General features: G+C 35.4%; 21 protein-coding genes. 15 read left to right on the forward strand and 6 right to left on the reverse strand.

Going from position 1 to position 24,656, the window contains the following annotated elements; genetic code table 11:
- Positions 1 to 36 precede the first annotated feature (36 nt).
- From FTRAC_RS16310 to FTRAC_RS16330, 5 genes are read left to right on the forward strand one after another with little or no spacing between them, the layout of a single operon-like run.
- Positions 37 to 717, forward strand: a complete 681-nt coding sequence (locus tag FTRAC_RS16310; protein WP_013455379.1) for a hypothetical protein — start codon at positions 37 to 39, stop codon at positions 715 to 717.
- On the forward strand, positions 680 to 1,096 hold the full coding sequence (gene yidD / locus FTRAC_RS19460; RefSeq protein ID WP_081457036.1) for a membrane protein insertion efficiency factor YidD: 417 nt from the start codon (positions 680 to 682) through the stop codon (positions 1,094 to 1,096). The genes FTRAC_RS16310 and yidD overlap by 38 nt, the downstream gene beginning before the upstream one ends.
- Entirely contained in the window at positions 1,093 to 1,917 is an 825-nt protein-coding gene (locus FTRAC_RS16320; RefSeq protein WP_013455381.1) for a hypothetical protein, read from the forward strand. Before yidD ends, FTRAC_RS16320 begins: the two co-directional genes overlap by 4 nt.
- Positions 1,886 to 2,731, forward strand: a complete 846-nt coding sequence (locus FTRAC_RS16325; protein WP_013455382.1) for a tetratricopeptide repeat protein — start codon at positions 1,886 to 1,888, stop codon at positions 2,729 to 2,731. The genes FTRAC_RS16320 and FTRAC_RS16325 overlap by 32 nt, the downstream gene beginning before the upstream one ends.
- Positions 2,732 to 2,760: 29 nt before the next feature.
- The gene (locus FTRAC_RS16330; protein WP_013455383.1) at positions 2,761 to 3,831 is read left to right on the forward strand and encodes a hypothetical protein; all 1,071 of its coding nucleotides are present in this window, start codon (positions 2,761 to 2,763) and stop codon (positions 3,829 to 3,831) included.
- Here FTRAC_RS16330 and ppgK read toward each other — a convergent pair.
- Complete coding sequence (gene ppgK, locus FTRAC_RS16335; protein ID WP_013455384.1) at positions 3,819 to 4,547, reverse strand: polyphosphate--glucose phosphotransferase; 729 nt, start codon at positions 4,545 to 4,547, stop codon at positions 3,819 to 3,821. The genes FTRAC_RS16330 and ppgK overlap by 13 nt on opposite strands.
- Before the next feature lie 283 nt (positions 4,548 to 4,830).
- Here ppgK and FTRAC_RS16340 point away from each other — a divergent pair, with 283 nt between their 5' ends.
- From FTRAC_RS16340 to FTRAC_RS16355, 4 genes are all read left to right on the forward strand, one after another.
- Positions 4,831 to 5,445, forward strand: a complete 615-nt coding sequence (locus FTRAC_RS16340) for a hypothetical protein (RefSeq protein WP_013455385.1) — start codon at positions 4,831 to 4,833, stop codon at positions 5,443 to 5,445.
- Between the two features lie 206 nt (positions 5,446 to 5,651).
- Complete coding sequence (locus tag FTRAC_RS16345; protein WP_013455386.1) at positions 5,652 to 7,787, forward strand: prolyl oligopeptidase family serine peptidase; 2,136 nt, start codon at positions 5,652 to 5,654, stop codon at positions 7,785 to 7,787.
- 293 nt (positions 7,788 to 8,080) lie between these two features.
- Positions 8,081 to 8,653, forward strand: a complete 573-nt coding sequence (locus tag FTRAC_RS16350) for a hypothetical protein (RefSeq protein WP_013455387.1) — start codon at positions 8,081 to 8,083, stop codon at positions 8,651 to 8,653.
- Positions 8,654 to 8,851: 198 nt separating this feature from the next.
- Positions 8,852 to 9,301, forward strand: a complete 450-nt coding sequence (locus tag FTRAC_RS16355) for a KTSC domain-containing protein (RefSeq protein ID WP_013455388.1) — start codon at positions 8,852 to 8,854, stop codon at positions 9,299 to 9,301.
- A gap of 41 nt (positions 9,302 to 9,342) precedes the next feature.
- On the opposite strand, the gene FTRAC_RS16360 is transcribed toward FTRAC_RS16355, so the two are convergent.
- A complete protein-coding gene (locus FTRAC_RS16360; RefSeq protein ID WP_148230100.1) occupies positions 9,343 to 9,552 on the reverse strand; it encodes a hypothetical protein in 210 nt (69 codons plus the stop codon).
- A 190-nt stretch (positions 9,553 to 9,742) separates the two neighbouring features.
- On the opposite strand from FTRAC_RS16360, the gene FTRAC_RS16365 reads away from it, so the two are divergent.
- The 5 genes from FTRAC_RS16365 (at position 9,743) to FTRAC_RS16385 (ending at position 16,929) form a co-directional block, all read left to right on the forward strand.
- The gene (locus FTRAC_RS16365) at positions 9,743 to 10,219 is read left to right on the forward strand and encodes a GNAT family N-acetyltransferase (protein ID WP_013455390.1); all 477 of its coding nucleotides are present in this window, start codon (positions 9,743 to 9,745) and stop codon (positions 10,217 to 10,219) included.
- A gap of 57 nt (positions 10,220 to 10,276) precedes the next feature.
- A complete protein-coding gene (locus FTRAC_RS16370) occupies positions 10,277 to 10,996 on the forward strand; it encodes a YdcF family protein (RefSeq protein WP_013455391.1) in 720 nt (239 codons plus the stop codon).
- Positions 10,997 to 11,043: 47 nt separating this feature from the next.
- Positions 11,044 to 11,733, forward strand: a complete 690-nt coding sequence (locus tag FTRAC_RS16375; protein WP_013455392.1) for an alpha/beta fold hydrolase — start codon at positions 11,044 to 11,046, stop codon at positions 11,731 to 11,733.
- 263 nt (positions 11,734 to 11,996) lie between these two features.
- Positions 11,997 to 14,159, forward strand: coding sequence for a hypothetical protein (locus tag FTRAC_RS16380; protein WP_013455393.1), 2,163 nt, complete (start codon positions 11,997 to 11,999; stop codon positions 14,157 to 14,159).
- Positions 14,160 to 14,373: 214 nt separating this feature from the next.
- Positions 14,374 to 16,929 carry a phosphoenolpyruvate carboxylase gene (locus FTRAC_RS16385; RefSeq protein ID WP_013455394.1) on the forward strand — a complete coding sequence of 852 codons (2,556 nt, stop codon included), beginning with the start codon at positions 14,374 to 14,376 and terminating at the stop codon, positions 16,927 to 16,929.
- A 108-nt stretch (positions 16,930 to 17,037) separates the two neighbouring features.
- Here FTRAC_RS16385 and FTRAC_RS16390 read toward each other — a convergent pair whose 3' ends face one another.
- From FTRAC_RS16390 to FTRAC_RS16405, 4 genes are all read right to left on the reverse strand, one after another.
- Positions 17,038 to 19,098, reverse strand: coding sequence for a M16 family metallopeptidase (locus tag FTRAC_RS16390; RefSeq protein WP_013455395.1), 2,061 nt, complete (start codon positions 19,096 to 19,098; stop codon positions 17,038 to 17,040).
- Between the two features lie 25 nt (positions 19,099 to 19,123).
- Positions 19,124 to 20,452 carry a M16 family metallopeptidase gene (locus FTRAC_RS16395; protein ID WP_013455396.1) on the reverse strand — a complete coding sequence of 443 codons (1,329 nt, stop codon included), beginning with the start codon at positions 20,450 to 20,452 and terminating at the stop codon, positions 19,124 to 19,126.
- A gap of 264 nt (positions 20,453 to 20,716) precedes the next feature.
- Positions 20,717 to 21,721: an adenosine kinase gene (locus FTRAC_RS16400; protein WP_013455397.1), complete on the reverse strand. Its 1,005-nt coding sequence runs from the start codon at positions 21,719 to 21,721 to the stop codon at positions 20,717 to 20,719.
- A gap of 179 nt (positions 21,722 to 21,900) precedes the next feature.
- Positions 21,901 to 22,797 carry a glycerophosphodiester phosphodiesterase family protein gene (locus tag FTRAC_RS16405; RefSeq protein ID WP_013455398.1) on the reverse strand — a complete coding sequence of 299 codons (897 nt, stop codon included), beginning with the start codon at positions 22,795 to 22,797 and terminating at the stop codon, positions 21,901 to 21,903.
- Positions 22,798 to 22,882: 85 nt separating this feature from the next.
- Between FTRAC_RS16405 and FTRAC_RS16410 the strand changes: the two genes are divergently transcribed.
- On the forward strand, positions 22,883 to 24,280 hold the full coding sequence (locus tag FTRAC_RS16410; protein WP_013455399.1) for an MATE family efflux transporter: 1,398 nt from the start codon (positions 22,883 to 22,885) through the stop codon (positions 24,278 to 24,280).
- Positions 24,281 to 24,656 lie beyond the last annotated feature (376 nt).

Raw genomic sequence — 24,656 nt, forward strand, 5'->3', positions numbered from 1 at the left:
TTAGCCTAGTCTTTAAAAAGATTGGGCTTTTTAGTTATGTGGAAAGTTGTTGTTTTTTTATTGTTTTCGAGTATTGTCTATCTTCCAAATTCTAATGGACAAGCATATTTTAGAATTTCTGCTGATTTTACGATTAAGGAAAGTACCGTAAACGGGAAAGAGTTTTATAAAGGGAAAGTTTTTTTTGATAAAAATGTCAATAAAATAATTTATAAAATTTCATTTCCTGATAGTAAGAAGCTTGTCATGGCAGATACTCAAATGTATGTATTGCAAAATGAGAAAATAATTAATCAACGGTTTACCCCAAGCACTAACAGATTTTCGATTTTTAATTTAACCTTAAGTGGCCACTTAAAGAATTATGGCCTTGATAAGACGGGGTATTACATCAATAGTATTGAAGAATCTGAAGATCAGACTATTATTGAGTGGTTGCCTCCCACTGGTTTAGAAGATAAATTAGGTAAAGCCGTTATATCTTTAAAAAATGATCAACTTTTTGGCATCGTCTTATTTAAACCTAATGGTGAAATCATGGGAAAAAGATTTTACAAAGATTATGTAAGTGTTAATGGATTACCCTTTCCCAAAAAAGTTATTCAGGTCTCCTATTTGCATGGAGCAGAGTATTATAAAATTACTACCTTTGAGAATATAAAAATCGATGAGTTGGAAAATGAAGAGATGTATCGTATTGACCTTAATTCTAAGTAGCCTTAGTTTTCAATCGTGGTCACAGCTTGATGCAGAATTAGAAGTATTAAAGGGGATCAAATATGATAATTCTTCGGCAGAAAATGTCAAAATTCGGGATCAATACGAACATGTTCACGTGAATACCAATGAAATTCAATTTGTGTTTTCGGGCCTTTTCCTCTTTTATAAGTCTTTTATTTCTTCTCAGGATGCTCAATCTTGTTCTTTTACCCCTTCTTGTTCAGTATATGCCTTAGAGGCGGTTAAAAAGCAAGGGGTTTTGAAAGGTATGATGAATGGATTTGACCGATTATCTAGATGTAATTCCCTTTCTCCTGAAAAATATGAAGTTGATCCTGAAACCAAACTTTTAATAGATCCTTTAGTAGTTCAATGAGATTATACCTTATAGTTTTCTTGTTTTTTATGGGGATAAATCAATCCCATGCGCAGAATATTTATACATTTGACAAGAGTAAAGAATTTGCATCCTACTTATTTATGAGCGGTCAATACGAATTATCGGCTGTCGAATATGAAAGGTTATTGTTTGTAGATGAAAATAATGACTCATTGAAATTGGCTTTGGTTAATAGCTATTTTAAGAATGATGAGTTGGCAAAGGCAATAAGACGAACAGAATCTTTGTACCCGTTAATTTCGGATTTTTCCCAGCCCATGTCAGAATTATACCTTGAAATGCTAATCCTGGGTAAGGGTTTTGAAAAATTTGACCAAAACTTAAGCCTGCTTCGGATTGAAGAGAAAAAAAAATCTGTTTATCAGCTGCATAGAGAGGTAATGGCGGGTAATTGGGAACAAGTGGAATTAAAAATACCACAAGTGTCTGCTACAGATCATCCTTCAATATCGGGTTTAAAGAACTTATCTAAACAGGCAAAAGCTTTCAAGCCTAAGAAACCTTGGGTAGCAGTAATGATGTCAGCAATATTACCTGGTAGCGGGAAATTTTATACAGGTAATTATAAGGATGGGATTTTTAGTTTGCTGGTAGTAGGAGGAAGTGCATTTCAAGCTTATAGAGGATTTAATAAAGATGGAGTGTCATCCACTTCGGGGTGGATTTTCGCAGGTTTGACTACTGGATTTTATGCCGGCAATGTTTACGGATCTGCCAAGTCAGCGCAGGTATATAATCAAAATTTTTGGTTAGAAATTGAAAAAGATGCAGAAGATATTATTCGCTCTACTTATTAGCCTTGCTTTATCGGTTCAAGCTGTTTCCTCTCAAACTGTTGAGGAGACTATTCAATTTGCTGAAGAGCAGTTCCAGCTGGGGAATTATACCAACAGTGTATTGGCTTATGAGCGAGCGATTTATTTTCAAGAAAACACTTCTTCGGAAACGTATTTTAAGTTGGCCAATGCTTATTTCAATAAGGGAGATGTTGAACGGGCAATTAGGTTTTATGATAATGCTACATTTTTAGAAAAGGATCATAATAAGCGGAATGATATAATTTTCAAAAAGAGTTTGGCCTTTTTAAGTATAGAGCAATACAATCAGGCTATAATTGCTTTGGCTTCTGTCAATGATTTCAATAATCCCGAAGCAGGATTTAAAAAACGATATTTTAAATCTGTCGCTTATTTTTTAAAAGAAGATTTTGACCAATTTGAAAAAGTATTCAAGGAATATATAGCTGAAATGAATCTAGCATCAAATCAGCATTATAATGATCTTGAATTGTATAGTCAAAAGGCTGCAAAAGTAAAGCCAAACCTAGCGATGTGGATGAGTGTTTTTGTGCCAGGTAGCGGACAGATTTTATATGGAAATTGGAAAGATGGATTGAATTCTATGGCGCTGACCACAGCTTTGGTAGGTTTGTATTTTAATTATGTTATAGAGTTTTCTTTGGTGGAAGGCTATCTGGTTGTTTTGCCTTGGTTTCAACGGTATCACAAAGGGGGATATATGAAGGCAAAACAAACCGCTTTAAATAAACAAGAAGAATATAGGGCAAAAGCATATGCTGAAATGCTTAAATTACATCCAAGCTTATTCTAAATATTTCAATCATTATAGATAATTGGGCAATGAGGCTATTAGTTTTACTACTATTATTGCATTTGAGTACAAATTGTTTTTCCCAATTAGAAGATGAGAAAAGCGTTCAAGTTTTTAAACACCTCTATAGTTTCAAATTTGAAGAAGCGGATAGCATTATCTCTACCATCGATAGCACCACCGAATCATCAAATTACAATTTCCTGAGGGCACATTATATGCGCTGGTTTCATCTTCCTATTCATAATCAAAATGATTCAATTCTGAATGCTTATAAAAATTATTTAACCACAGCTGAAATTGATATGGAGTTTAATAAACTCAATTATAATCAAATAAACGGTGCTCTTTTGAGTGCTGAATACAATTATAATATGGGAAATTATTATAAGGCTTTGCAAAGTGGCTCTATGGTTTATGATTTAGTTAAAAATAATTTAGAGCAAGAACCTGAGCAGAAAGAAGTAAAACTGTTGTCAGCATTATATCATTATTATTATCAATATTACAAAACTGAAAATTCAGTTCTTGGAACTATGATCTGGTTTTTTAAAGAAGGGGATAAAGAAACTGGATTAAAGTGGCTGGAAGAAGTGGCTAATCAAGAAAGTATAGTTAGTACAGAAGCGTTGATTTATTTGTCACATATTTATTTAAGGTTAGAGAATAACCCTGATAAAGCATTGTATTATGCAAATAAGCTCCATCAACTATATCCCAATAATTTGAAATTTTATGAACTGTATATTGAGTGCCATTTTTCTTTAGGAGAATTAACAAGGGAAGTTTACAGTCAGATTGAGGGATTGAAAGATTCTGAAAAAACTTATTTTCAGAAATATGGAATTTGCTATGAGGCCATTTGCAATAGCTTAAAGGATAGTATTAGCGTTGATGAAAAAGAAATTAAGCTTAATGAAGCATTAAGTTTTATCAAAGAAAATGGTGGAGGGAACCATTTGTCTTCTTTGCTTTTTAAAAGCTTATATCATACTACTGGGGATGAGGAATATTTAAAACAGAAGGATAAACATGAGGTTTATCAATTTGCGTTAACCGGTTATCCTCCAAAACAGAAGGGTTACAACTACAAAAACTGACAAGCAGCCCCTACAATCCCAGCATGATTTTTTAATTCAGCAGGGATGACATTCAGCCTGCTGTCAATGTATTTTTCATATTTTTTAAACTTTTTGCTTACGCCACCACCTAAAATAATCAGATCAGGCCAGAATAGTTTATGCACTTCTACTAAATATTGATTCAAACGCTTTCCCCAAACCTCCCAGCTAAGGTCTTCATTTTCCCGAATAGAATTTGCGGCATAAGCCTCTGCTATATCTCCTTTGAATTGTATGTGTCCGAGTTCGGTGTTAGGCATCAGCTGCTGATTGTGAAATAAAGCCGAACCAATTCCAGTGCCTAACGCCAATATTAAAACAGTTCCACCATGATCTTTACCTGCTCCAAAGCGCATCTCAGCTAAGCCGGCAACATCTACATCATTCATGACCCGAGTGGCACAACCCGTGGCCTTTCTAATCATATTGGCAAGAGGTTTTTCTATCCAGCTTTTATCAATATTTGAAGCAGTTTTTACCGTTCCATCAATTATGGCTGCTGGAAAACCACAACCTATTGACCCAGACCAATCGAAGTGTTTTTGTAGTTTGACTACAGTCTTCATCATAGCTTCTGGTGTTGCGGGTTGTGGCGTTTTAAATCGTTTTCGTTTACCAATGAATTCCCCGGTTTTTAAATCTACTATGGCAGCTTTCATGCCAGAACCTCCAATGTCAATGCCTAATACTTCCAATATCTTCGAATAATTTATTTTGAAAACAAGATAGGGTAATAATTGAAGTTGTGAAAGTTTATTGCAATTTCCTGCATGGAAATGGATTAGGATTTAAATTATTTCAACTGAAACAGTAAGGTATAGACATATCTTGTTTCAGTATCCAATATTTACGGTTTTAGAATGTTATGATACTTAGTAAAATCCAAAGAGACATATTATAGTGACTTGCCTAAAGAAAGACTTGTACTAACAAGGACTGAGTTCTCTTTAAGAAACATTTTTTTCTAAAAATGATCTGATGAAAAGACTTTATTTATCGCTTTTAATGTATTCTATTATACTAGTTTTAGGGATTTCATCCTGTACTACTTTAATAAGCAAAATTTACGGAGTAAATCAAATAGATAGTATAAATGAGGAAAAGATTAATCAATTTTATAATGAATTTGATTTTGATGGTATCCAAACATCTCAGGTTAAAATTGATTCAGCAGTATTTCAAAATCTGAGAGAACATGAAGATAGCACTATTAAAAAAGATTTAGGCCAGCCCATTCAGCTTCATTATTTCAAAGATTCTGATTTAGTTTCCTTTCATGCCAATTGTTATGCAAAACGGAGTTTAAGGAACTTGAATTGGAATTATGAACAAAGATTCGAGTCTTTTCTTCCTATTTCTGCGGTGGAAGATTTAGAGTGCTATCCTGATTTGCAAAGGCTAAATAGAATGATTGCTGACCTTGATACATCATCAGAAGAGGACATAGTGATTGCTATATTTTGGACAAGAATGCTGGAGGATATTTCAAAGGATGCAATCAATATTGTCTTGCGCAATATTAGGGAATTCGAGAAAGAAGAGAAGATCCGCTTGATTTTGATCAATACCGATTCTTTTTTTAGTAAGATATGAATTATCAATATTTAAAGCACCCACCATCCCCAACATCCACCGCTTTTATAATTCCTATGCTTTTCTCACGAAAAGCCCTTATTTTAGTTAAAATTTTAACTTTACTATCATGAAATGAGCATAAATTTTAGAATCCTCAATATACCAACTGAGGATGGATAAAATTTATTGAATTCCATGGGACCGTTAACAATAAACTTATACATATGAAAAAAATATGGGCTTTTCCACTTGCATTGGCAATCTTTGCCTGCAATAGTGGCGAGAAAAATCAGAAAATGGAGATACAAAATTATCCTGAAACGGCTAAAGTGGATACAGTAGATACCTATTTTGGGACTGAGGTTCCAGATCCTTACCGTTGGCTAGAAGATGACCGCTCTGAACAAACGGCAGAATGGGTGAAGGCGCAGAATGAAGTCACCTTTGGCTATTTGAATAATATTCCATTCAGAGATAAAATAGAAGAACGCTTAACCGAACTTTGGAATTATGCTAAGGAAAGCGCTCCAAGAAAGCATGGTGATTACTACTATACCTATAAAAATGATGGTTTGCAAAATCAGTGGGTAGTGTATCGTAAAAAAGGCTTAGATGGAGAAGAGGAAGTCTTCTTAGATCCTAATACTTTTTCTGATGATGCCACTACTTCTCTGGCTGGAACTTCTTTCACCAAAGATGGAAGCCTATTGGCTTATTCGATTTCAGAGGGAGGCTCTGATTGGAGAAAGGTTATCGTGATGGACACTGAAGATAAATCCATAGTGGAAGACACCATTCGAAATGTAAAATTCAGTGGCATCTCATGGAAAGGGAATGAAGGTTTTTTCTATAGCAGTTATGATAAACCTGAAGGAAGTGAGCTTTCTGCAAAGACACAGGAGCACAAACTTTATTATCACAAGTTAAATACACCACAATCAGAAGATTTATTAATATTTGGAGGAAGCGAAACTCCTAGAAGATACATTGGTGGGTATGTAAGTGATGATGGGCAATACTTGTTTATTTCAGCCGCTAATAGCACGAGTGGAAATGAATTGTATTTCAAGAATCTATCTGATCTAAACAATCCGATCAATGTAATTGCATCTGGTTTTAATAGTGAGCATTCTGTTCTGGATAATGTAGGAGGACGCTTGTTAATTGAAACCAACCTTAATGCACCCAATAAAAGATTGGTAGAGGTAGATGTAAAAAAACCTTCTACTGATAATTATAAAGATGTAATTCCGGAAACTGAAAATGTCTTAAATGTAAGCACTGCAGGTGGTTATATTTTTGCCAATTATATGGTGGATGTGAAAACGGAAATCCATCAGTTTGATTATGAGGGTAATAAAGTCCGTCAAGTTGAACTGCCTGGCATCGGTTCTGCAGGTGGCTTTGGTGCTGAGAAAGAAGACGAAAAACTATATTACAGTTTTACCTCATTCACCTATCCTTCTGCAATTTTTGAATATGATATTGAGGAGGGAAATTCGGAATTATACTGGAAACCTGAAATAGATTTTAATCCTGAAGATTATGAAACGGAGCAAGTATTTTACGAAAGTAAAGACGGGACTAAGATTCCAATGTTTATCACTTACAAGAAAGGCTTGGAGAAAAATGGTAAAAACCCAACGGAGCTGTATGCTTATGGTGGTTTTAATGTGAGTTTGCGTCCGAGTTTTAGTGTAGCCCGATTGGTTTGGTTAGAAAATGGCGGGATTTATGCACAGCCCAATTTAAGAGGTGGTGGAGAATATGGAGAACAATGGCACAAAGCCGGTACTAAAATGCAGAAGCAAAATGTATTTGATGACTTCATTGCAGCAGCTGAATATTTAATTGAGGAAGGTTATACTAGCTCTGATAAACTGGCTATTTCAGGGGGTTCTAATGGTGGGTTGCTAGTGGGGGCAACTATGACGCAACGACCTGATTTAATGCAAGTTGCTTTCCCTGCAGTGGGTGTAATGGATATGTTAAGATATCACACCTTTACGGCAGGCGCAGGCTGGGCATATGATTATGGAACCTCGGAAGACAGCAAAGAGATGTTTGAGTATTTATATGGATATTCTCCAGTTCATAATGTAAAAGAAGGTGTGAAATATCCTGCCACCATGGTCACCACAGCTGATCATGACGATAGGGTTGTACCTGCACATTCGTTCAAATTTGCAGCTGAACTTCAAGCAAAGCATGCAGGGGGAAGTCCTGTCTTAATCAGAATTGAAACCAATGCTGGACACGGAGCAGGAAAACCAACAGATAAAATTATTGATGGCATAGCGGATAAATATGCTTTTGCCTGGTATAATATGGCTGAGATTCCTTTTAAGGATGAGATGTAAAAAAACCCAGATTTTTTGAGGCAGCATAAAGTTATTGGATGACCTGAGATTTATTTCTCAGGTCTTTTTTTATTGCCGCTACTATCAAATTAGCATGCTGAAAATTGGAAGGGATTCTATTTGCTGAGGATTTCACCCTCAATCCCGATGGATATTGGTTTAAACAACCTAAACCAGAAAACGGATGCAAATTACTCCTTCTCTCTGCTTAGTCCTCTTTAATAATCTTTTGCTAAAGCTAAAGAATCATTGCAGTTTTGTATTTTCAAACTAGTAAGTAAATCATATACTTTATGAATTCAGAAAAATATGCCGTCATCTGGAAGCATTTTGATGAGGAATCTGCATTGGGAAAAAGGTTAAAAGCGACCACCGATTTTAGTTTACCCTATTTTTTGACCGAGGAGGAAAAAACCAGCTTCGATAAGAAAGAAGAAGTAAGCTTGAATCCTTTTCATATGGTGATGGGCTTGCTTGTGGGTTATTTTGACAAGCCACCTGGAGTGGACACAAAATTTGCAAGAGAAAAAGCACCTGCTATTATCAAAGAGCATTTAACAAGCTTTAAAACTAACTCCATGGAAAATCTCCTGCTGGATTTATCCAACTTTCTGCGTGATAGTCACGGACAAAAGGTGAGTTTGCAATCTTTAATAGCAGGTGTGGAGCTTGTGCCAGATAGTAGTGCAATTAAATATGATGCTTGCATTGATTTAATCAATTGCATAGATGATGACGAATTGGATGATCGTATTGCGGCAGTCCAGCAACTAAAAATGCTCCTCAGTAAGATCGATGCTAAAAAACTGAATCAGGACCTCGTTCAGGATTATATGAAAATGATTGAGATTGCGAATGAATTCTAAAAACGACCATCCTGACTCATGCCGATCAGGTCTTTTTTGTTAGCTGATTTCTTTTGTTTTTTTGTTGATAAGATTTTAAAAGTAGCATTGATTTTTTTGTAATAAAACTTACTGTTGTTTTACGGCTATATTTTTCATTAACAACTATTTATGAACATTTTATAACTACCTTTGCGCTCCAATTGAGAAATTACCCTTATGAAGCGAATTAACGATTACAAAAAATTATTTAATGTTGAAGGTCCTATTGATCTTAAGCAACTAAAATCAAGCTATAGAAATTTAGTTAAAGAATGGCATCCTGATAAGTTTCAAGCTGATGATCCAAAAGCTCAAGAAGCAGAGGTCAAAAGTCAGCAAATTATTGATGGCTATCATTTCCTGATAAGCATTGCTCCTGAAACCCATAAAGCTAATTTGGAAGAATATACCAAAACTATTACTGAATCAAATATTCTAGATTTCAGACACAAAGGATTATTGCTGGAGGTTACATTTTTGGATGGTACGACCTACGAATATTTTGGAGTAAATAAAAATGTTTATTCTAAATTGCTAAATTCTGATAAACCTTATCGTTTTGCCAAAAGAAATATCTTTAACAACTTTCTTTATAGAAAATCTAAGAAGGCTATGGAAATGGCTTAATATACGGGTTGATCATGGGACTGAACTAGATGAATCAACAGTCAGGATTTCTGCTCAAGTTTTTTTATCCTCCTCTCATGATTAGCATAATTTTCTGCAGAGAAAGCCATATACTCAATAATATCGGCTTCAAATTCTTTAAAAGCTGCTCCCAATCCTTTCACACCCTCATTTAAAAATGAAATTTTTGTATCCACCTGATTTAGCCTTTTATTTCTCTTCTTTTGAAATTCTTCATGAGTACTCATCATTAATATTTTTATATTAAAGCGTCTTGATTTGAGTTCTACTTAGTTATAATACTAAATTATTTAAAAATCTAGGAATTTTATTGATTGGCAATTTGAGATTATGATGATTTGTCAACTGAATATTGTCAACTGTCAATTTATTTTCAAATAATCTTTGTGCCTTTCCTTCTTTGCGGTTAATTTTATTTTTATGAGCGTAACTATAAGAAGAGCAACCGAAAAAGATATTCCTAGAACTTTAGAGTTAATCCAAGAGCTAGCAGTTTACGAACGTGAACCTGACGCTGTTGTGGTAGATGTTGATGAGCTAATCAGAGATGGTTTTGGTGATAACCCAGCCTACGGCCTATTTGTGGCAGAAACTGAAAAAGAGATTGTAGGCATTGCCCTTTATTATTTCCGCTATTCCACTTGGAATGGTAAAGTTCTTTATTTGGAGGATTTAATCGTAACAGAATCAGAAAGAGGTAAAGGCTACGGACGAAAATTATTAAATGCTATTCTTCAAGAAGCGGATGAGCAAAATTGTAGGCTGTGTACGTGGCAAGTGTTGGATTGGAATGAACCTTCCATTGAATTCTATAAAGCTATTGGCGCTGATTTAGATGAAGGTTGGATCAATTGTACAGTAAAGCAAGATCAGTATAAAGGGATTTATAAAAGTTGATTGGATTAATTTTTATTCATGTTTTTCATCCTCTCTAAAACTATAAGTTATTTACTGATGCCAGCTACATTAATCGGCCTCGCCTGGCTGGCATTTTTCATTTTTAGAAAATGGAAATTTAGAAAATACTTGGCAATCTTAGGCTTTGCTTTGTTTATAATTTTTACCAATGATTTCTTAGCCAATTGGTTTTTAAAAGCTTGGCAAACTGAAGCAGCTAATCTCGAATCTATCAAAAACCAAAAATTCACTTATGGAGTTTTGCTTACGGGTATGACTAACACCCTTAAAGAACCCAAAGATAGAGTCTATTTTAATCAAAATGCAGATCGAATTTTGCAAGCCATCATGCTTCATCAACAAGGTATAATTGACACACTTTATATTTCAGGAGGTGGTGCTACGGCACTAAGAAAGGATTTGCAGGAAGCAAGGGTGATTTCAAACTATTTGGAATCTATTCAATTTCCAATGGACAAAGTAATTCTAGAAGATCAATCTAGAAATACAGTGGAAAGTGCCCGTTTTGCTTCCGCTTACATCAGTTCTCAAACAGAAATTTTGCTGATAACCAGTGCTTCGCATATGCCCAGAGCATTGGGATGTTTTAAAAAGGAGGATTTTCGAGTTCAGCCATATCCTACTGTTTTTCTTACCAATGATGAAATGATTAATCCATCCATGTTTTTGCCGTCTGATGATGCCTTGCTTAAGTGGAACATACTGTTTAAAGAATGGATGGGGTACAGTGCCTATTGGATTGCAGGGTATTTGTAAATAGTGGTTAAGCATTGGAAATTGAATAATAGATAAAGAAGCATATTATGAGTAAACAGAATCTTGTCTTATTACATGGAGCCTTAGGCAGTTCTAGATCATTCGATGACCTAACTAATTACTTATCAAGCAATTATAATTTGATTATACCTGATTTTAAATGGCATGGGTGTAGGTCAAATGAGGGACATGGTTTTATTATGAAAGATCTAGTGGATGATCTGGAAGCCATTTTTCAAAATCAAAATATACAATCTGCTAATGTCTTTGGTTTTAGTATGGGGGGATATGTGGCACTTTCTTTGGCACTGAAAAAGCCTGAATTATTTAAGAAAATCATGACTTTGGGTACAAAGCTTGACTGGAATCCACAACAGGCTGAAAATGAGAGTAAAATGTTGAATGCTGAAAAGATTCAGGAGAAAGTACCTCAGTTCGCAAAGCATTTGCAAGCACTGCATGCTGAGAACTGGATTCATTTATGCGCACAAACTGGGCAGATGATGAAAGAGCTAGGAAATAGACCTCTTTTAACTAAAGATAATATCGCTACTATAGAATTAAAGATACGTTTTGGATTGGGCGACCAGGATAATATGGTTAGTTTAGAAGAAACTACCGCCTTTTATAAAGCTTTGCAACACGGGGAATTACAAGTGTTTCCAAATTGTCCACATCCGATTGAAAAGGTAAATTCTCAAATGATTGCCGATTCGATTGAACAGTTTCTAGGATGAAAGTCATGGTATAAGTTTGAAATAATTTGATATAGTTTTTATCAAAAGATCTGGTTGGTTTGTGATCAGATAGAATTAAAATTTAAGCTGCACTGAAATCTTCTTTAAACAGCTAGATATAGAGAAATTTACTAGTTGAGGTTGTTGTTTTGAACTAGATATAAATCACATATCGAGCAGCTTTATATGATTATTTTCTGATAAAATTATGGATAACAAATTTAATTAGTTTATTTCGCAGCTGCATTTAACTGTTATTTTATATGAAAAAAAATATTTACCTATTACTAATACTTGGAATTACCCTTTTTGCTTCTTGTGAGGAAGTACCACCTGTTGAGCCTGATGTAAATAATATTACGGTCAATAATGATGTGAAAGACTCACTAAATATTGCAGAACAATTGGATGTATTGAACAGAGCAGGTGAGTTCTATAATGTGAATATGAAGATTTTAGATGGAACTACTCCTATTGAAGGAGCCGAAGTTAAGCTTACTTCTTCTTTGGATGGTGAACTAATCGAATTGACAGAACTATCCGATGAATCCGGAAATGTCATCTTTGATGAAGTGACCGTGGGTGGTAATATTATAGAAATTAAGAAGGAGGGATACTACTCTGCATTAGGATTGATAGATTTCAAATTCGAGAGAGGGTATAACTATGAGGTGATTGAAGATGTAGTGGCACCTATCACTAAGAATGAATCTGCCATTATCCCTTTGTATAATAAAGGAAACGGAGCCAATACTGCCAAGATTAAAGGAAGAGTTAATATTGAAACCAATTTAACCAATACAACCTCTGAAGTAGTGAAGGATCAAATTATAAGAGCTGATTTCTCAGGGAATATTGTGAACGTGAGCGAAGGACTAAGTTTTTCCGAGTATTCGCTAAATGTTGAAGGAGGCTTAGGAGAGGCTGTTACCAATGAGGCAGGAGAATATGAGCTAGTAATCCCGACAGGAAATGAAGGGGTGTCTGTAGATTTAATGATTCCTCAGTTACAATTGAAACAAAAACTGGCCTATTTTGATCCAGAAACGGAGGAGCCTACCTTGGACTCTGTTTTGACAACCTTCGGATACAATGAACAAGTGAGCAATGTCCCTTATGTTAGAGGAATTAAAACAGTTGTACCAGAGCCAAGCACGCCAGGAAAAGGATTTCAAATTAATAATTTCACTAAAGCGGGAAGGAAGCTGTTTGATAATCTTCCATCTTACCAGGATGAAATAAATAGCTCAGAGAATAATCAAGAATTAGGTGGACTTTTGTTCTCCTTTACAGCTGGTTTAGGTTATAATAGTGTGCCAGATGTAGTCGTAACTGACCCAACGGGTGAAGGTGCGGAATTAAAACCAATTGCTGAATATGCGATACAATCAATCACTTTAGATAGTAGCGCTCAGTATTCTCCTAACTATTATGTCGATTATTATATACGAGCTTACTATGCTTCGGAATGTTGCATTCAGTCTTACAGTATTTATTCCAACAGTGTGCTGACAGATGAGAACGGAAGAATTACTCAAGATCAATTAGAACAGAGCTTATCTTACGCTTTTCAGAATAGAAACTGGTTTGGAGAAAATTATCATGCTCTTTACAATAACTATGAAATTGATAGTATGACAATTAATTTTGATCAATGGAATGTTGATGCGGAATCAGAGGCGACCATTGTTTATGATACCAAAATATCTAGTTTGAAAATAGTAAATCTTGGTGAAAATTATACAAATCCTACTATATCATTCGAAGGTGGGAATCCAGAAGAAGCTGCGGAATTTGAAATATTGGAATTCAGAACCCAATGGGAATTTGATCTTGATAATAGTGCTAATTCAGCACCTTACACTGCTATACCAAATGTAGTGTTCGAGTACTTAGAAAATGATGTTTATAAAACTTCAACTCTAGTTGTTCCACATGATCAAGGATATTCTACTATGAGTGATGTTATAGAATCAAGAAACGGAGAAATAAAGTTTCAGGATGATAGAAACTATCGCACTAGATTTTATTCTTTAGAAGCCCCTATTGCTTACGTTACTGAACCTATCCATACGAAAGCAGATATTTATTTTCAAATTAACAACGGTAGTCTTGAATATAATTACAACTACAATACTAAGCTGGGAAATGGATATTCGGAAAAATTCAATATAGAGATTCTTCCGCAGTTTGATGAGATGCCAGGAACAGGAGCCGAAATACAAATTATTGGGGGGTCCCAAAAAGGGGATGAATATCAGTGGGGTGGAAATTTTATATTAAAGAATAAAGGAGAAGGATATGTAGATAATGTCAATCGTATAGCTCCAAGAGACTTTTCCCTTTCTTACAATAGCAGCGATTTATTCTTAAAATCGCAGGATGAAATTATTATTGATATTGATTACGGTACTGGTAGGCGTTAATAAACCTTGCGTTTTTCTGAGAAGGGAGCAGTTACTGCTCCCTTTTTTTGTTTTACAGGTATTTAATCATAAAGTAGTTTGATTTTAATGAAATGAATAATCAAAAAACTAAACCACGTTTTCTTTAAACCCGCTAGGGTCTAAGTGAGTATATTTAGATGATGGGAGATATATGAAAGGATTTCCCTTCCTTTTTATTCTAAACTTGAATTATATGAAAAAATTGAAATACAAGGACGAAGTAGCCACTCGATATACCGCATATAACAGCCTTTTTCTTGATTTACCTTATGATCATATTTACAGAACGGGTACATTGCTACCTATTCTAGAGCAATTAAGTACTCAAGGTTTTGAAAATGGAAAAGATCCTGTCGAGATTATTAATCAATTTAAACGAGAGATTTTAGGTGATAAAGAGGAGAAACAGCTGCATCAATTGCTATTTCAATTGATCCAATATGTTGAAAGACAAGTGTTGCTTTTTGACTCTATAGAAGATGCTGCTTTTGAAAAAATATTTAATGTAGAAGGAAAAGGGTCAGTAAAAGAGCTAATCGGAAGGGTAAGACACACTAATAAAATTGAAGAGCTTCAAGAGAAGTTAAAGACATTTTCTGTCAGAATTGTCTTAACTGCGCATCCAACTCAATTTTATCCTGGAAATGTGCTAGCCATCAATACTGATTTGGAAGATGCCATAAGAAAGGATGATTTAGCTTCTATTAATTCCCTTATGTTACAATTAGGAAAAACGCCCTTTATAAATAAGGAAAAACCTACGCCATATGATGAGGCGGTCAGCCTGTGTTGGTATCTGGAAAATGTATTTTACAAAAGTATTCCCGCTATTATTTATGATTTGGTGGAGGAGCTGGAGGAGCCATGGGAAGATTGGGTGAATCCTGATCTATTAACCGTTGGGTTTTGGCCTGGTGGCGATAGAGATGGGAACCCTTTCGTAACTCATAATATTACAGTTAAAGTAGCCGATAGACTAAGAGAGACGATTCTAAAATGTTATTATAGAGATTTACGTGCGATCAGACGAAGGCTTACTTTTAAAGGAGTGGAGAATAAAATATTGGAAGCAGAGCAGCATGTATATAATGCATTGTATGGAGATAAATCTAAAGGCTTTAAACAACCTGAGGAATTGATAGATGTTCTAAGGGAGGCGCTTCATAACCTTAGAAATGAACATAAGGGGATATTTTCTGAACTATTAGAAAAGTTTATATTAAAAGTCAGGATTTTTGGATTCCATTTTTCTATAATGGACATCAGGCAAGATAGCCGTAAACATGATGCATTATGGGAAGATATTTTGTCAAATGAAGATGATAAGAGTATTGTGGCTCAGTATGAGAAAATGCAAGAGGAGGATAAAATTAATCATCTTCTAAGTTTTAATAGTCTTCCTCATGACGTTAGTATTTATAATGATTTTCATCAGGAGATGTTGAAAAGCTTTGATGCATTAGAAGAGGTGAAGAAAAGAAATGGACATAGAGCCTGTCACCGATACATCATTAGCAATTGCCAATCGGCATTACATGTGATGGAAGTTTTTCAGTTGGCAAGGCTCAAATTAAGTTCGGATGCTTATGAATCATTGGATATTGTCCCTCTTTTTGAAACCATCGATGATTTAGCCAATGCATCAGGTGTCATGAAACAATTATATGAAATTCCAGCTTATCGGGAGCATGTAAAAAACAGAGGCGATAAGCAAACTATTATGGTTGGTTTTTCTGATGGTACCAAAGATGGAGGATATTTGAGAGCTAACTGGTCTATTTTTCAAGCTAAGGAAGCACTCACAGAAATTTCAAGAGAATATGGTATTAAGGTCATTTTCTTTGATGGTAGGGGTGGGCCGCCTGCCAGAGGCGGAGGTAATATGCATGATTTCTATGCTTCTCTAGGTTCTAAAATTGAAGATGAAGAAGTTCAAGTCACCATACAGGGTCAAACCATTAGCTCAAATTACGGAAAAGTTGGTTCCTGTAGATACAATATGGAGCAACTGCTCTCGGCAGGATTAGAAAATCATCTGTTTGAAAGTGATAACAGAATGCTTAATGAGGAAGAACGAGAACTCTTGAGTCAATTAGCCGAAATTGCATATCAGCTATATAAAGATTTTAAAGGACATGATAAATTTACAAGTTATTTAGGTGATGTAACTCCTTTAAAATATTTTGGAGATACCAATATCGGTAGCAGACCAACTAGTAGAGGTAAAAAAGGCGAGTTGAAATTTGAAGACTTAAGAGCTATTCCTTTTGTAGGTGCATGGGCTCAAATGAAACAGAACATTCCAGGCTTTTATGGTGTAGGAACGGCTCTCCATAGCCTTAAAAGCAAAGGGAAAGGTAAAGATGTCAAACAATTATATCGAGATTCGCTGTTTTTCAGAACACTCTTAGGGAACTCCATGCAATCTATTGCCAAATCATTTTATCCCGCTACCGCTTATTTAAGTAAGGATGAAGATTATGGCGAGTTCTGGCAGCTGATGAAAAAGGAATTCGACTTAAGCAAAGATGAATTGGACGATATAAGTGGTAAAAAAGGGATTTTACATGAAGCGCCAGTTTCTCAGGCATCTATTGCTATCCGAGAGAAGATTGTATTGCCCTTAATTACGATTCAACAATATGCCATCCAGAAGTTAAGAGAGGGTGTTAAAGATGAAGAAATCTATAAAAAACTCATTTTACGGAGTATGTTTGGAATTGTGAATGCTGCAAGGAATGCAGCTTAGAATTATTAGATCAACAAATTGTCTATGTATTATTAGCAATAGTAAAGAATAAAAAAGCCCGAAAGAGCATGACTTCTTTCGGGCTTTCAAATGTGTAATTTGAATTACTTAATTGAAAGTGTCTTCCTTCACTTCAATATTAAATTCTGCTGATTCTAATTCGGTGTTTAATGGTCTTCCTTGGAATTTCACATTTTTCTTAGGAATCATTATTCCATCTACTGCTTCAAAATCACCAAATTCTTCATATACAGTAACTTCACCTTGAGGACCTTGCTGCGTTGCAGAAGTTTTAACTTTTAACCCACTTTCAGTATCAAAATAAGATTTTGTTACCTGTCCTGAAGGAAGTGTTATCGATACTACATATGCATCTTTATCATTTACTGTTTCAATGCCTGTAAGTTCAGTTGTTGCTCCCATTTCAGCATAATGCAGCTCAGGAAAAATTTTGGTGTTCGACTTTAAATTGCTTTTAGCTTCTTCTGGTAGAGGAATCTCCTGACCTTGTCTTAAAGCTTTTACCCCTTCGTCATTCACTAAAACTTTACTTACGACCATTGGTCCCATTCCAACTTCTTGCTTGAAATGCTCATTATCTTTAATTTCAGTAAAAGTTAATGTTTGCCCCTGCATGCTCATAGTATAAACTGTTTTTAGTGATTCAACGGCCGAAATTTTATCTTTTCCTCCTAAAGCTTCAAAGTAATTTTCAAAAACCTTATCAGCAGTTAAACCTGCAGGTAATGCAGTTTTATCATTTGGATCGTATTCATTTCCTTTTCTATCGAAATATTTTACTTCTCCGAATTTCCCTAAACCTTCAGCTACTTCGGCACCTTTTCCTACTACCAGTATATTGGCATTATTTGGTAAAATGTATTTTTGAGCTGCTGCTTTTACATCTTCTAAAGTTACTGCTTCCAAATTTTTTAAATAGTTGGCATAGTAATCTTTTGGAAGATCATATCGAGCTGTATTGATGGCAAAAGAAGCCACGGTTTGTGGGCTTTCTAAAGAACGTGCAAAGCTACCTGAAATGGAGGCTTTTGCTGCATCTAATTCATCTTGTGTTACACCTTCTTTATTAATTTTTATTAACTCAGCCATAAATTCATTTACAGCACTATCGGTTACTTCATTTCTTACACTAGCGCTGGCAGTAAAGCTTCCTACATATTCGTCAGCACTTAAAGAAGATCTTGCTCCATAAGTGAATGCATTTTCTTCTCTTAGGTTTTGCATTAACCTTGAAGAGAATCCACCACCTAGAATTTGATTAAGAACTCTTGCTTTGATTACTTCTTCACTTCCTATTGGAAGCTTTACTGGGTAAGTTACGTTAATAACAGATTGAACTGATGCTTCTCTATCCACTAAGGCTACAAACGTTTCTTCAGGTGGAGTTGGCATTTCGTATTCAGCTGTAGGTACTTCTCCTTCTTCCCAATCAGAAAAATTCTTTTTGATTAATTTTTTAGCTTCTTTAGGGGTGATGTCACCAACAATTGCTAAGTAACCAATATTTGGTCTAAAATAGCTGTTGTAATACGATTTGATCTCTTCTAAAGTAATATTGTCTACCGACTCTTCAGTTTCAAATTCACCATAAGGATGATTTTCTCCATAAACCAATTGGCCTCTAACGTTAGATGCAATAGCATTTGGATCATCTTTAGAAGCAGCTAATCCTGATAAGGTTTGCTTCTTCAATTTCTCTAATTCATCCTCTGGAAAAGCAGGATTGAATAAAACATCTTTCATCAATTCAATCAATTTATCTTGATGTTTTGTTAATGAAGTAGCATACATTCCAGTTGAATAAGTGTTGATATTGGCTCCAATGAAATCAATATCCTCATCTAGTTCTGCTTTAGTACGGTTTTTTGTCCCTTTCATTAGCATCTGACCTGCCATGCTTACATAACCTGCTTTGTCTCCTTCTAAAACAGGATCACGGTCAAATGTTAAAGAAAAAGCAACTCTTGGTAGTTTGTGATTCTCTACTACGAATACTTTCAAACCATTTTTTAAAGTGAAAGTAGTAGGTTCCCCTATGTTAATTTCTTTTGCCGGACTAGGTTCCGGAGCTTTTGTTCTATCAACCTGAGCAAATGCAACACTTGCAGCCAAGGCGAAAATGAAGCTTATATATATCTTTTTAATCATTTTTTTCAATTATTAAGTGAAAGACTTATTGGTTTTGTTGAGATTTTGGTAAGTAATATAATACCACTCTGTTTTCCTCAGTAAGATATTCATTTGCTACACGCTTGATATCCTCTTTGGTCACTTTCATATATCGATCGATCTCTTTATTGATTAAGTTAGCGTCACCATAGTAAACATGGTAGTTAGCTAAGCTTTCAGCAATACCTGCCATTCGGCTGTTGCCTGATATGAAATCGTTCTCTTTTTGATTTCTGATTTTTTCAAATTCTTTATCAGAAATCAATTCTTCTTGAACTTTCTTGATCTCGGCATCCATAGCATCTTCCAATTCTTTCAAATCACCACCAATAGTTGGTAAACCAAAAAGTAAATACAAACCTGGATCTTCTGAAGAAAATGGGATTGCTGCAACTTGCAATGCTTTTTGTTGTTCATCAACCAATGATTTATACATTCTGGCTGATTGTCCACCAGAAAGTGCAGTACTTAACATTTCCAAAGCGTAAGAATCTTCAGTGCCTTGAGCTGGCATGTGGTAAGCTTGAATGACGGCAGGAAGCTGAATGTTATCGTAAACGGTGTCACGAACTTCTTCAGTTTGCTTTGGCTCCACTATATCCGGTCTTGGAATTTCTTTACCACCCCTTGGAATAGGACCAAAGTAATTCTTAATCAATTTTTTTGCTTCTTCTATTTCAATATCACCAGCAATGGATAATGTAGCATTTTCAGGAACATAAAATGTTTCGTAAAAATCAACAAATTCATCTAATGATGCAGCATTTAAGTGCTCCAAAGAACCAATTGGAGTCCATCTGTAGGGATGCTCAGTATAGGCTCTTTTCATGATTTCAGGTAAAATTGTACCATAAGGCTGGTTATCATATCTCTGCCTTTTCTCTTCTTTTACTACTTCACGCTGAGTCTCTACTCCAATTTCTTGGATTTGAGCATGCATCAATCTTTCAGATTCTAACCATAAGCCTAATTTCAATTGATTTGAAGGTAAAACTTCATAATAGTAAGTTCTGTCATTTGATGTGTTGGCATTGTTCACGCCACCAGCATTAGTGATGTACTTGTCAAATTGACCTCTTTCAATATTTTTAGAGCCTTCAAATAATAAATGCTCAAAGAAATGGGCAAAGCCTGTACGTTCCGGATTTTCATTTTTTGATCCTACATGGTACATCACAGATACTACCACAATTGGAGTAGAATTATCTTGATGTAAAATCACATGCATTCCATTATCTAAATCGAATTCAGTAAATTCGATCTCCTTTTTTTGTGCTATTGAGCCAAAGGACATCAATAAACACAAAGACCCGATTATAAGTCTTTTCATCATAAGTTGATTGTTTTAAATTGAACTATGTTTATAAATTTTGTGCGAATATAGTGGAAATATTACATCTATATAAGAGATTGATATTAAATTTTGAAGATGGTTTTTGTGCAGGATAGGAGGGAGAATTTTGGTTTATATTGATATAAATAAGAAAGCCTTCAGAATTTCTTCCAAAGGCTTTTAAATAGATTCAAGAGTTAAGAATCAAGAGTCAAGACAGGTTTTTAATCTACGGATTAACTTGTTGTCTTCAAATCCTAATTACTAATTACTCTTCCACTTATTCAATATCTCTTTGGCATCAGGCCATGTCAATCTAGGACCCATTTGTGTTACAATTTTTGAGCTTGCCAAAGATGCTAATTTGCCTGCATCAGCGTAACTATGGCCATTTGTTATAGCATATAGAAAAGCACCAGCAAACATATCTCCTGCACCATTGGTATCTACAGCTTTCACTTGATAAGGCTCTATGTCGATAAAAGTATCCCCGTCATAAATGATGGCGCCATTTTTTCCTTGCGTGATAGCAAATCTTTTGGCTACTTTCTTTAACTCTTCTCTGATGCTTTCAATATCATTTTCTCCTGTAAACAGTGCAGCCTCCTCCTCATTACAAAATAATAGATCAACACTAGCACCCACAACGGATTCCATTTGTTCTTTAAAATATTTTACCATTGCTGGATCAGAAAATGTAAGAGCTGTTTTAACACCATTGTCTTCAGCCATTGTTTTAGCTTTCTTCATAGCAGCTAATCCACTTTCTGAAGTCACCAAATAACCTTCCAAATACAAGTATTTAGAATCCTTTAGGGCATATTCATGTATCTCATTTTCAGAGAAATCAGAAGTTATGCCTAAAAATGTATTCATGGTGCGTTCTGCATCAGGAGTGGTCATTACCAGTACTTTTCCAGTAGTACCTACAGGAGCACTTTCAGGAGTTAAAACGGTATCAATACCATTAGCTTTCAAATCATTTAAAAAGAAAACACCTTCTCTGTCGTTAGCAACTTTACAAGAGTAGAATCCTTTTGCTCCAAGTTGACTGGCAGCAACCAAGGTGTTGGCTGCAGAACCCCCACCTTGCATATGTTCTTCTGTAATTTTCATGGAATTGAGCAATTCGGCTTGTCGTTCCTCTTCCACTAAGGTCATAACACCTTTTTCTACTTTATTTTCAAGTACAAATTCTTCTGAAACTTCGGTGATAATATCCACTAAGGCATTTCCTATTCCGTAAACATCATATTTTTTGTCGGACATAAAATTTTAATTAGTAATTAATAATTAGGAATTAGTAAATCTGAGATTGCTCTCATTTAATTATAGAAACTTGTCAGGTTTAACTGACTTATATACTGGTCGGTGTGCCACCGATCAGGGAAAGTTGCTCCATGGTTGGTGGCACACCAACCATTCTAATCTCTAAAATCAAGGCAAAATTAAGGATTCTTACGGAATTTGTCAGCTAAATCTGGATAATCTGTAATGATGCCATCCACGCCTATTTTGAGCAATCTTTCAGCGTCTTTTTCCTCATTTACCGTCCACGGAATTATTTTCACTCCTTTTTCATGCAGTCTTGTCACCATATTTTTATCTACCAACTGATGATATGGGCTGTAAATTTCTGGTACAAAGCCTAATTCTTCAAATTGCTTTTCCCAGGCTCCGCTTTCATAGACCAATGCAGCTAAAGGAACTTTTGGAAAGGTTTTGTGGAAGTGTTTCAATACATCAAAATCAAATGACTGTATGTTCCATTTCTCTTCAGGATATTCCATAAACAGTACTTTAAATACCAATCGACTGAATTTCTTGATATTAGGATGATAAACACTTTGCATACCATCTTCATACTTGATTTCCACATTCATATGCGGGAGTTCCTTACCTTCTTTTTCGCAGTATTCTATTGTTTTTTTAATGATATCATATAACAATGGCTTAGGAGAACTGTCCTGTTTTTGATGTGGGAAATCCGGGTTTCCAATACTTCCGCAATCACATTTTTGTAAATCTTCATAAGTCATTTTGTAGATGTTCCATTTCTTTTCTTCTTCCTCGCTAATGGGATTTCCAGCAGTATCAAGGCAGATTTTGTGATTTAGAAAAGGCTCATGAGATAGCACTACTTCTTCATCTTTGGTAATGACCACATCTAATTCTAAAGTAGACATATTTTGATCTATGGCATATTTAAATGCTGCCCAGGTGTTTTCTGGGTAAACCCCTCTGGCACCTCGATGGCCTTGCCAATCGATGCTTTCGTATGTTTCAGGGGGGCGAGTGCATGCTAATGTCATAATTATCAAGCAAACAGGAAGTAGATTTTTCATTTTGTTTATCAATTTAAATTAAGATACAGTAATTTAGTAAGTTAAAATTAACTCATAATTAATTTTTTGCGTAATTCGCATTTCAATGCTTCAAAAAATCCGAAAGTATATCTTATTTCTTCAGTATGCCATAAAAGGCACCAATGAAGATCTGACTAATATAAAAATTAGTCGTGCCATTCTTCTTTTGTCCATTCCCATGGTGTTGGAAATGGTGATGGAATCTTTATTTGCAGTGGTGGATGTTTTTTTTGTGGCTCAGGTAAGTACTAATGCAGTAGCTACTGTTGGTCTTACTGAATCCGTAATCACCATTGTTTATTCATTGGGAATTGGGTTAAGTATGGCAGCAACGGCTATGGTTGCCCGAAGGATTGGAGAGAAAAAGAAAAAGGAAGCTTCTCATACCGCTGTTCAGTCAATTATTCTAACATTGGCAGTTTCTTTAGTTCTCAGCGTTGCTGGCTTTATTTATGGGGAGGATGTTCTACGCCTTATGGGTGGAGAGGAAGATTTAATACGAGAAGGAAGATGGTACACCAAGATACTATTTGCCAGCAACGGTACCATTATGTTACTTTTCTTAATCAATGGTATTTTCCGTGGAGCAGGAAATGCTTCAATTGCTATGCGAGCATTATGGATTAGTAATATTCTCAATATGTTATTAGACCCACTTTTTATTTTCGGCTGGGGACCAATCCCTGCAATGGGCGTAACAGGTGCAGCTGTGGCAACTGCCATTGGCAGAAGCATAGGAGTTTTATATCAAGTTTATCACTTATTAAAAGGAACAGGGGTGATTTCTGTTTCATTTCAGCACATTAAACCTGATTTCTCAGTCCTTACTAGAATAGTAAAGATTGCATCTGGCGGGGTTGGACAGTTTCTAATTGAGTCGGCTAGTTGGATATTTTTAGTGAGGATTATTTCAAATTTCGGTAGTGAGGTTTTAGCAGGCTATACGATAGCACTAAGAATTATAATTTTCACTATTCTACCGTCATTTGGAATAAGCAATGCAGCAGCTACTTTGGTGGGGCAAAATTTAGGCGCAAAATTACCTGATAGAGCCGAAAAATCTGTGTGGCTTGCTGCGCGCTATAATGTGGCTTTCCTGTTTTCAGTTTCTTTGATTTTCTACATTTTTTCAAATGAAATTGTCGGGATATTCACAGATGTGGAAGCCGTTAAAAAGGAAGCCATCAAAGCAGTTCGCTATATATGTTTTGGGTATATTTTCTTTGCTTATGGAATGGTGTTGAGTCATGCCTTCAATGGAGCTGGAGATACCAAAACCCCAACCATTATCAATTTTGTATGCTTCTGGCTTTTCCAAATTCCGCTAGCTTATTTCATGGCAAATAATTTAGGTTTAGGTTCAGATGGAGTATATCTTGGGATAGTTTTTGCCTTTGCACTTTTAGCCGTAATTTCAATTATCTGGTTCAAAAGAGGTAGGTGGAAATTGACTGAGGTTTAGCTTTTTTCTATCGCTAGCCTCCGGCTAGTGATGATTACTTGTGCCTCTGGCACGGAATGATAGCTTAATTAGAGAGAATCTTTTGCATTAAAAAAAGTGCCAGAAGGCGATAGTATTTTCCACTAGTCTGAGGCTAGCAGAAGGTAAATGTTTAAAAATCTTCTCAATTTTTTTAGCCTACAAAATTTGTTCGGAGCTTGCGGGAGGGAGGAAAGTTTAGCGGGCCAGCGGAGGCCTTGTGGGTGTAAGCCAGCCAGAGGCTGGTCAGCCTCTGGCTGACATTAAACTTTCTTGAATTTTTGTTTCTTTTTGTTCAAGCAAAAAGAAGGAAAGAAAATGTCAGCGAAGAAAAATACTTCTAGATATATTGAAATTA

Origin of the sequence: Marivirga tractuosa DSM 4126 (genome assembly GCF_000183425.1) — a bacterium.
Taxonomy (GTDB): domain Bacteria; phylum Bacteroidota; class Bacteroidia; order Cytophagales; family Cyclobacteriaceae; genus Marivirga; species Marivirga tractuosa.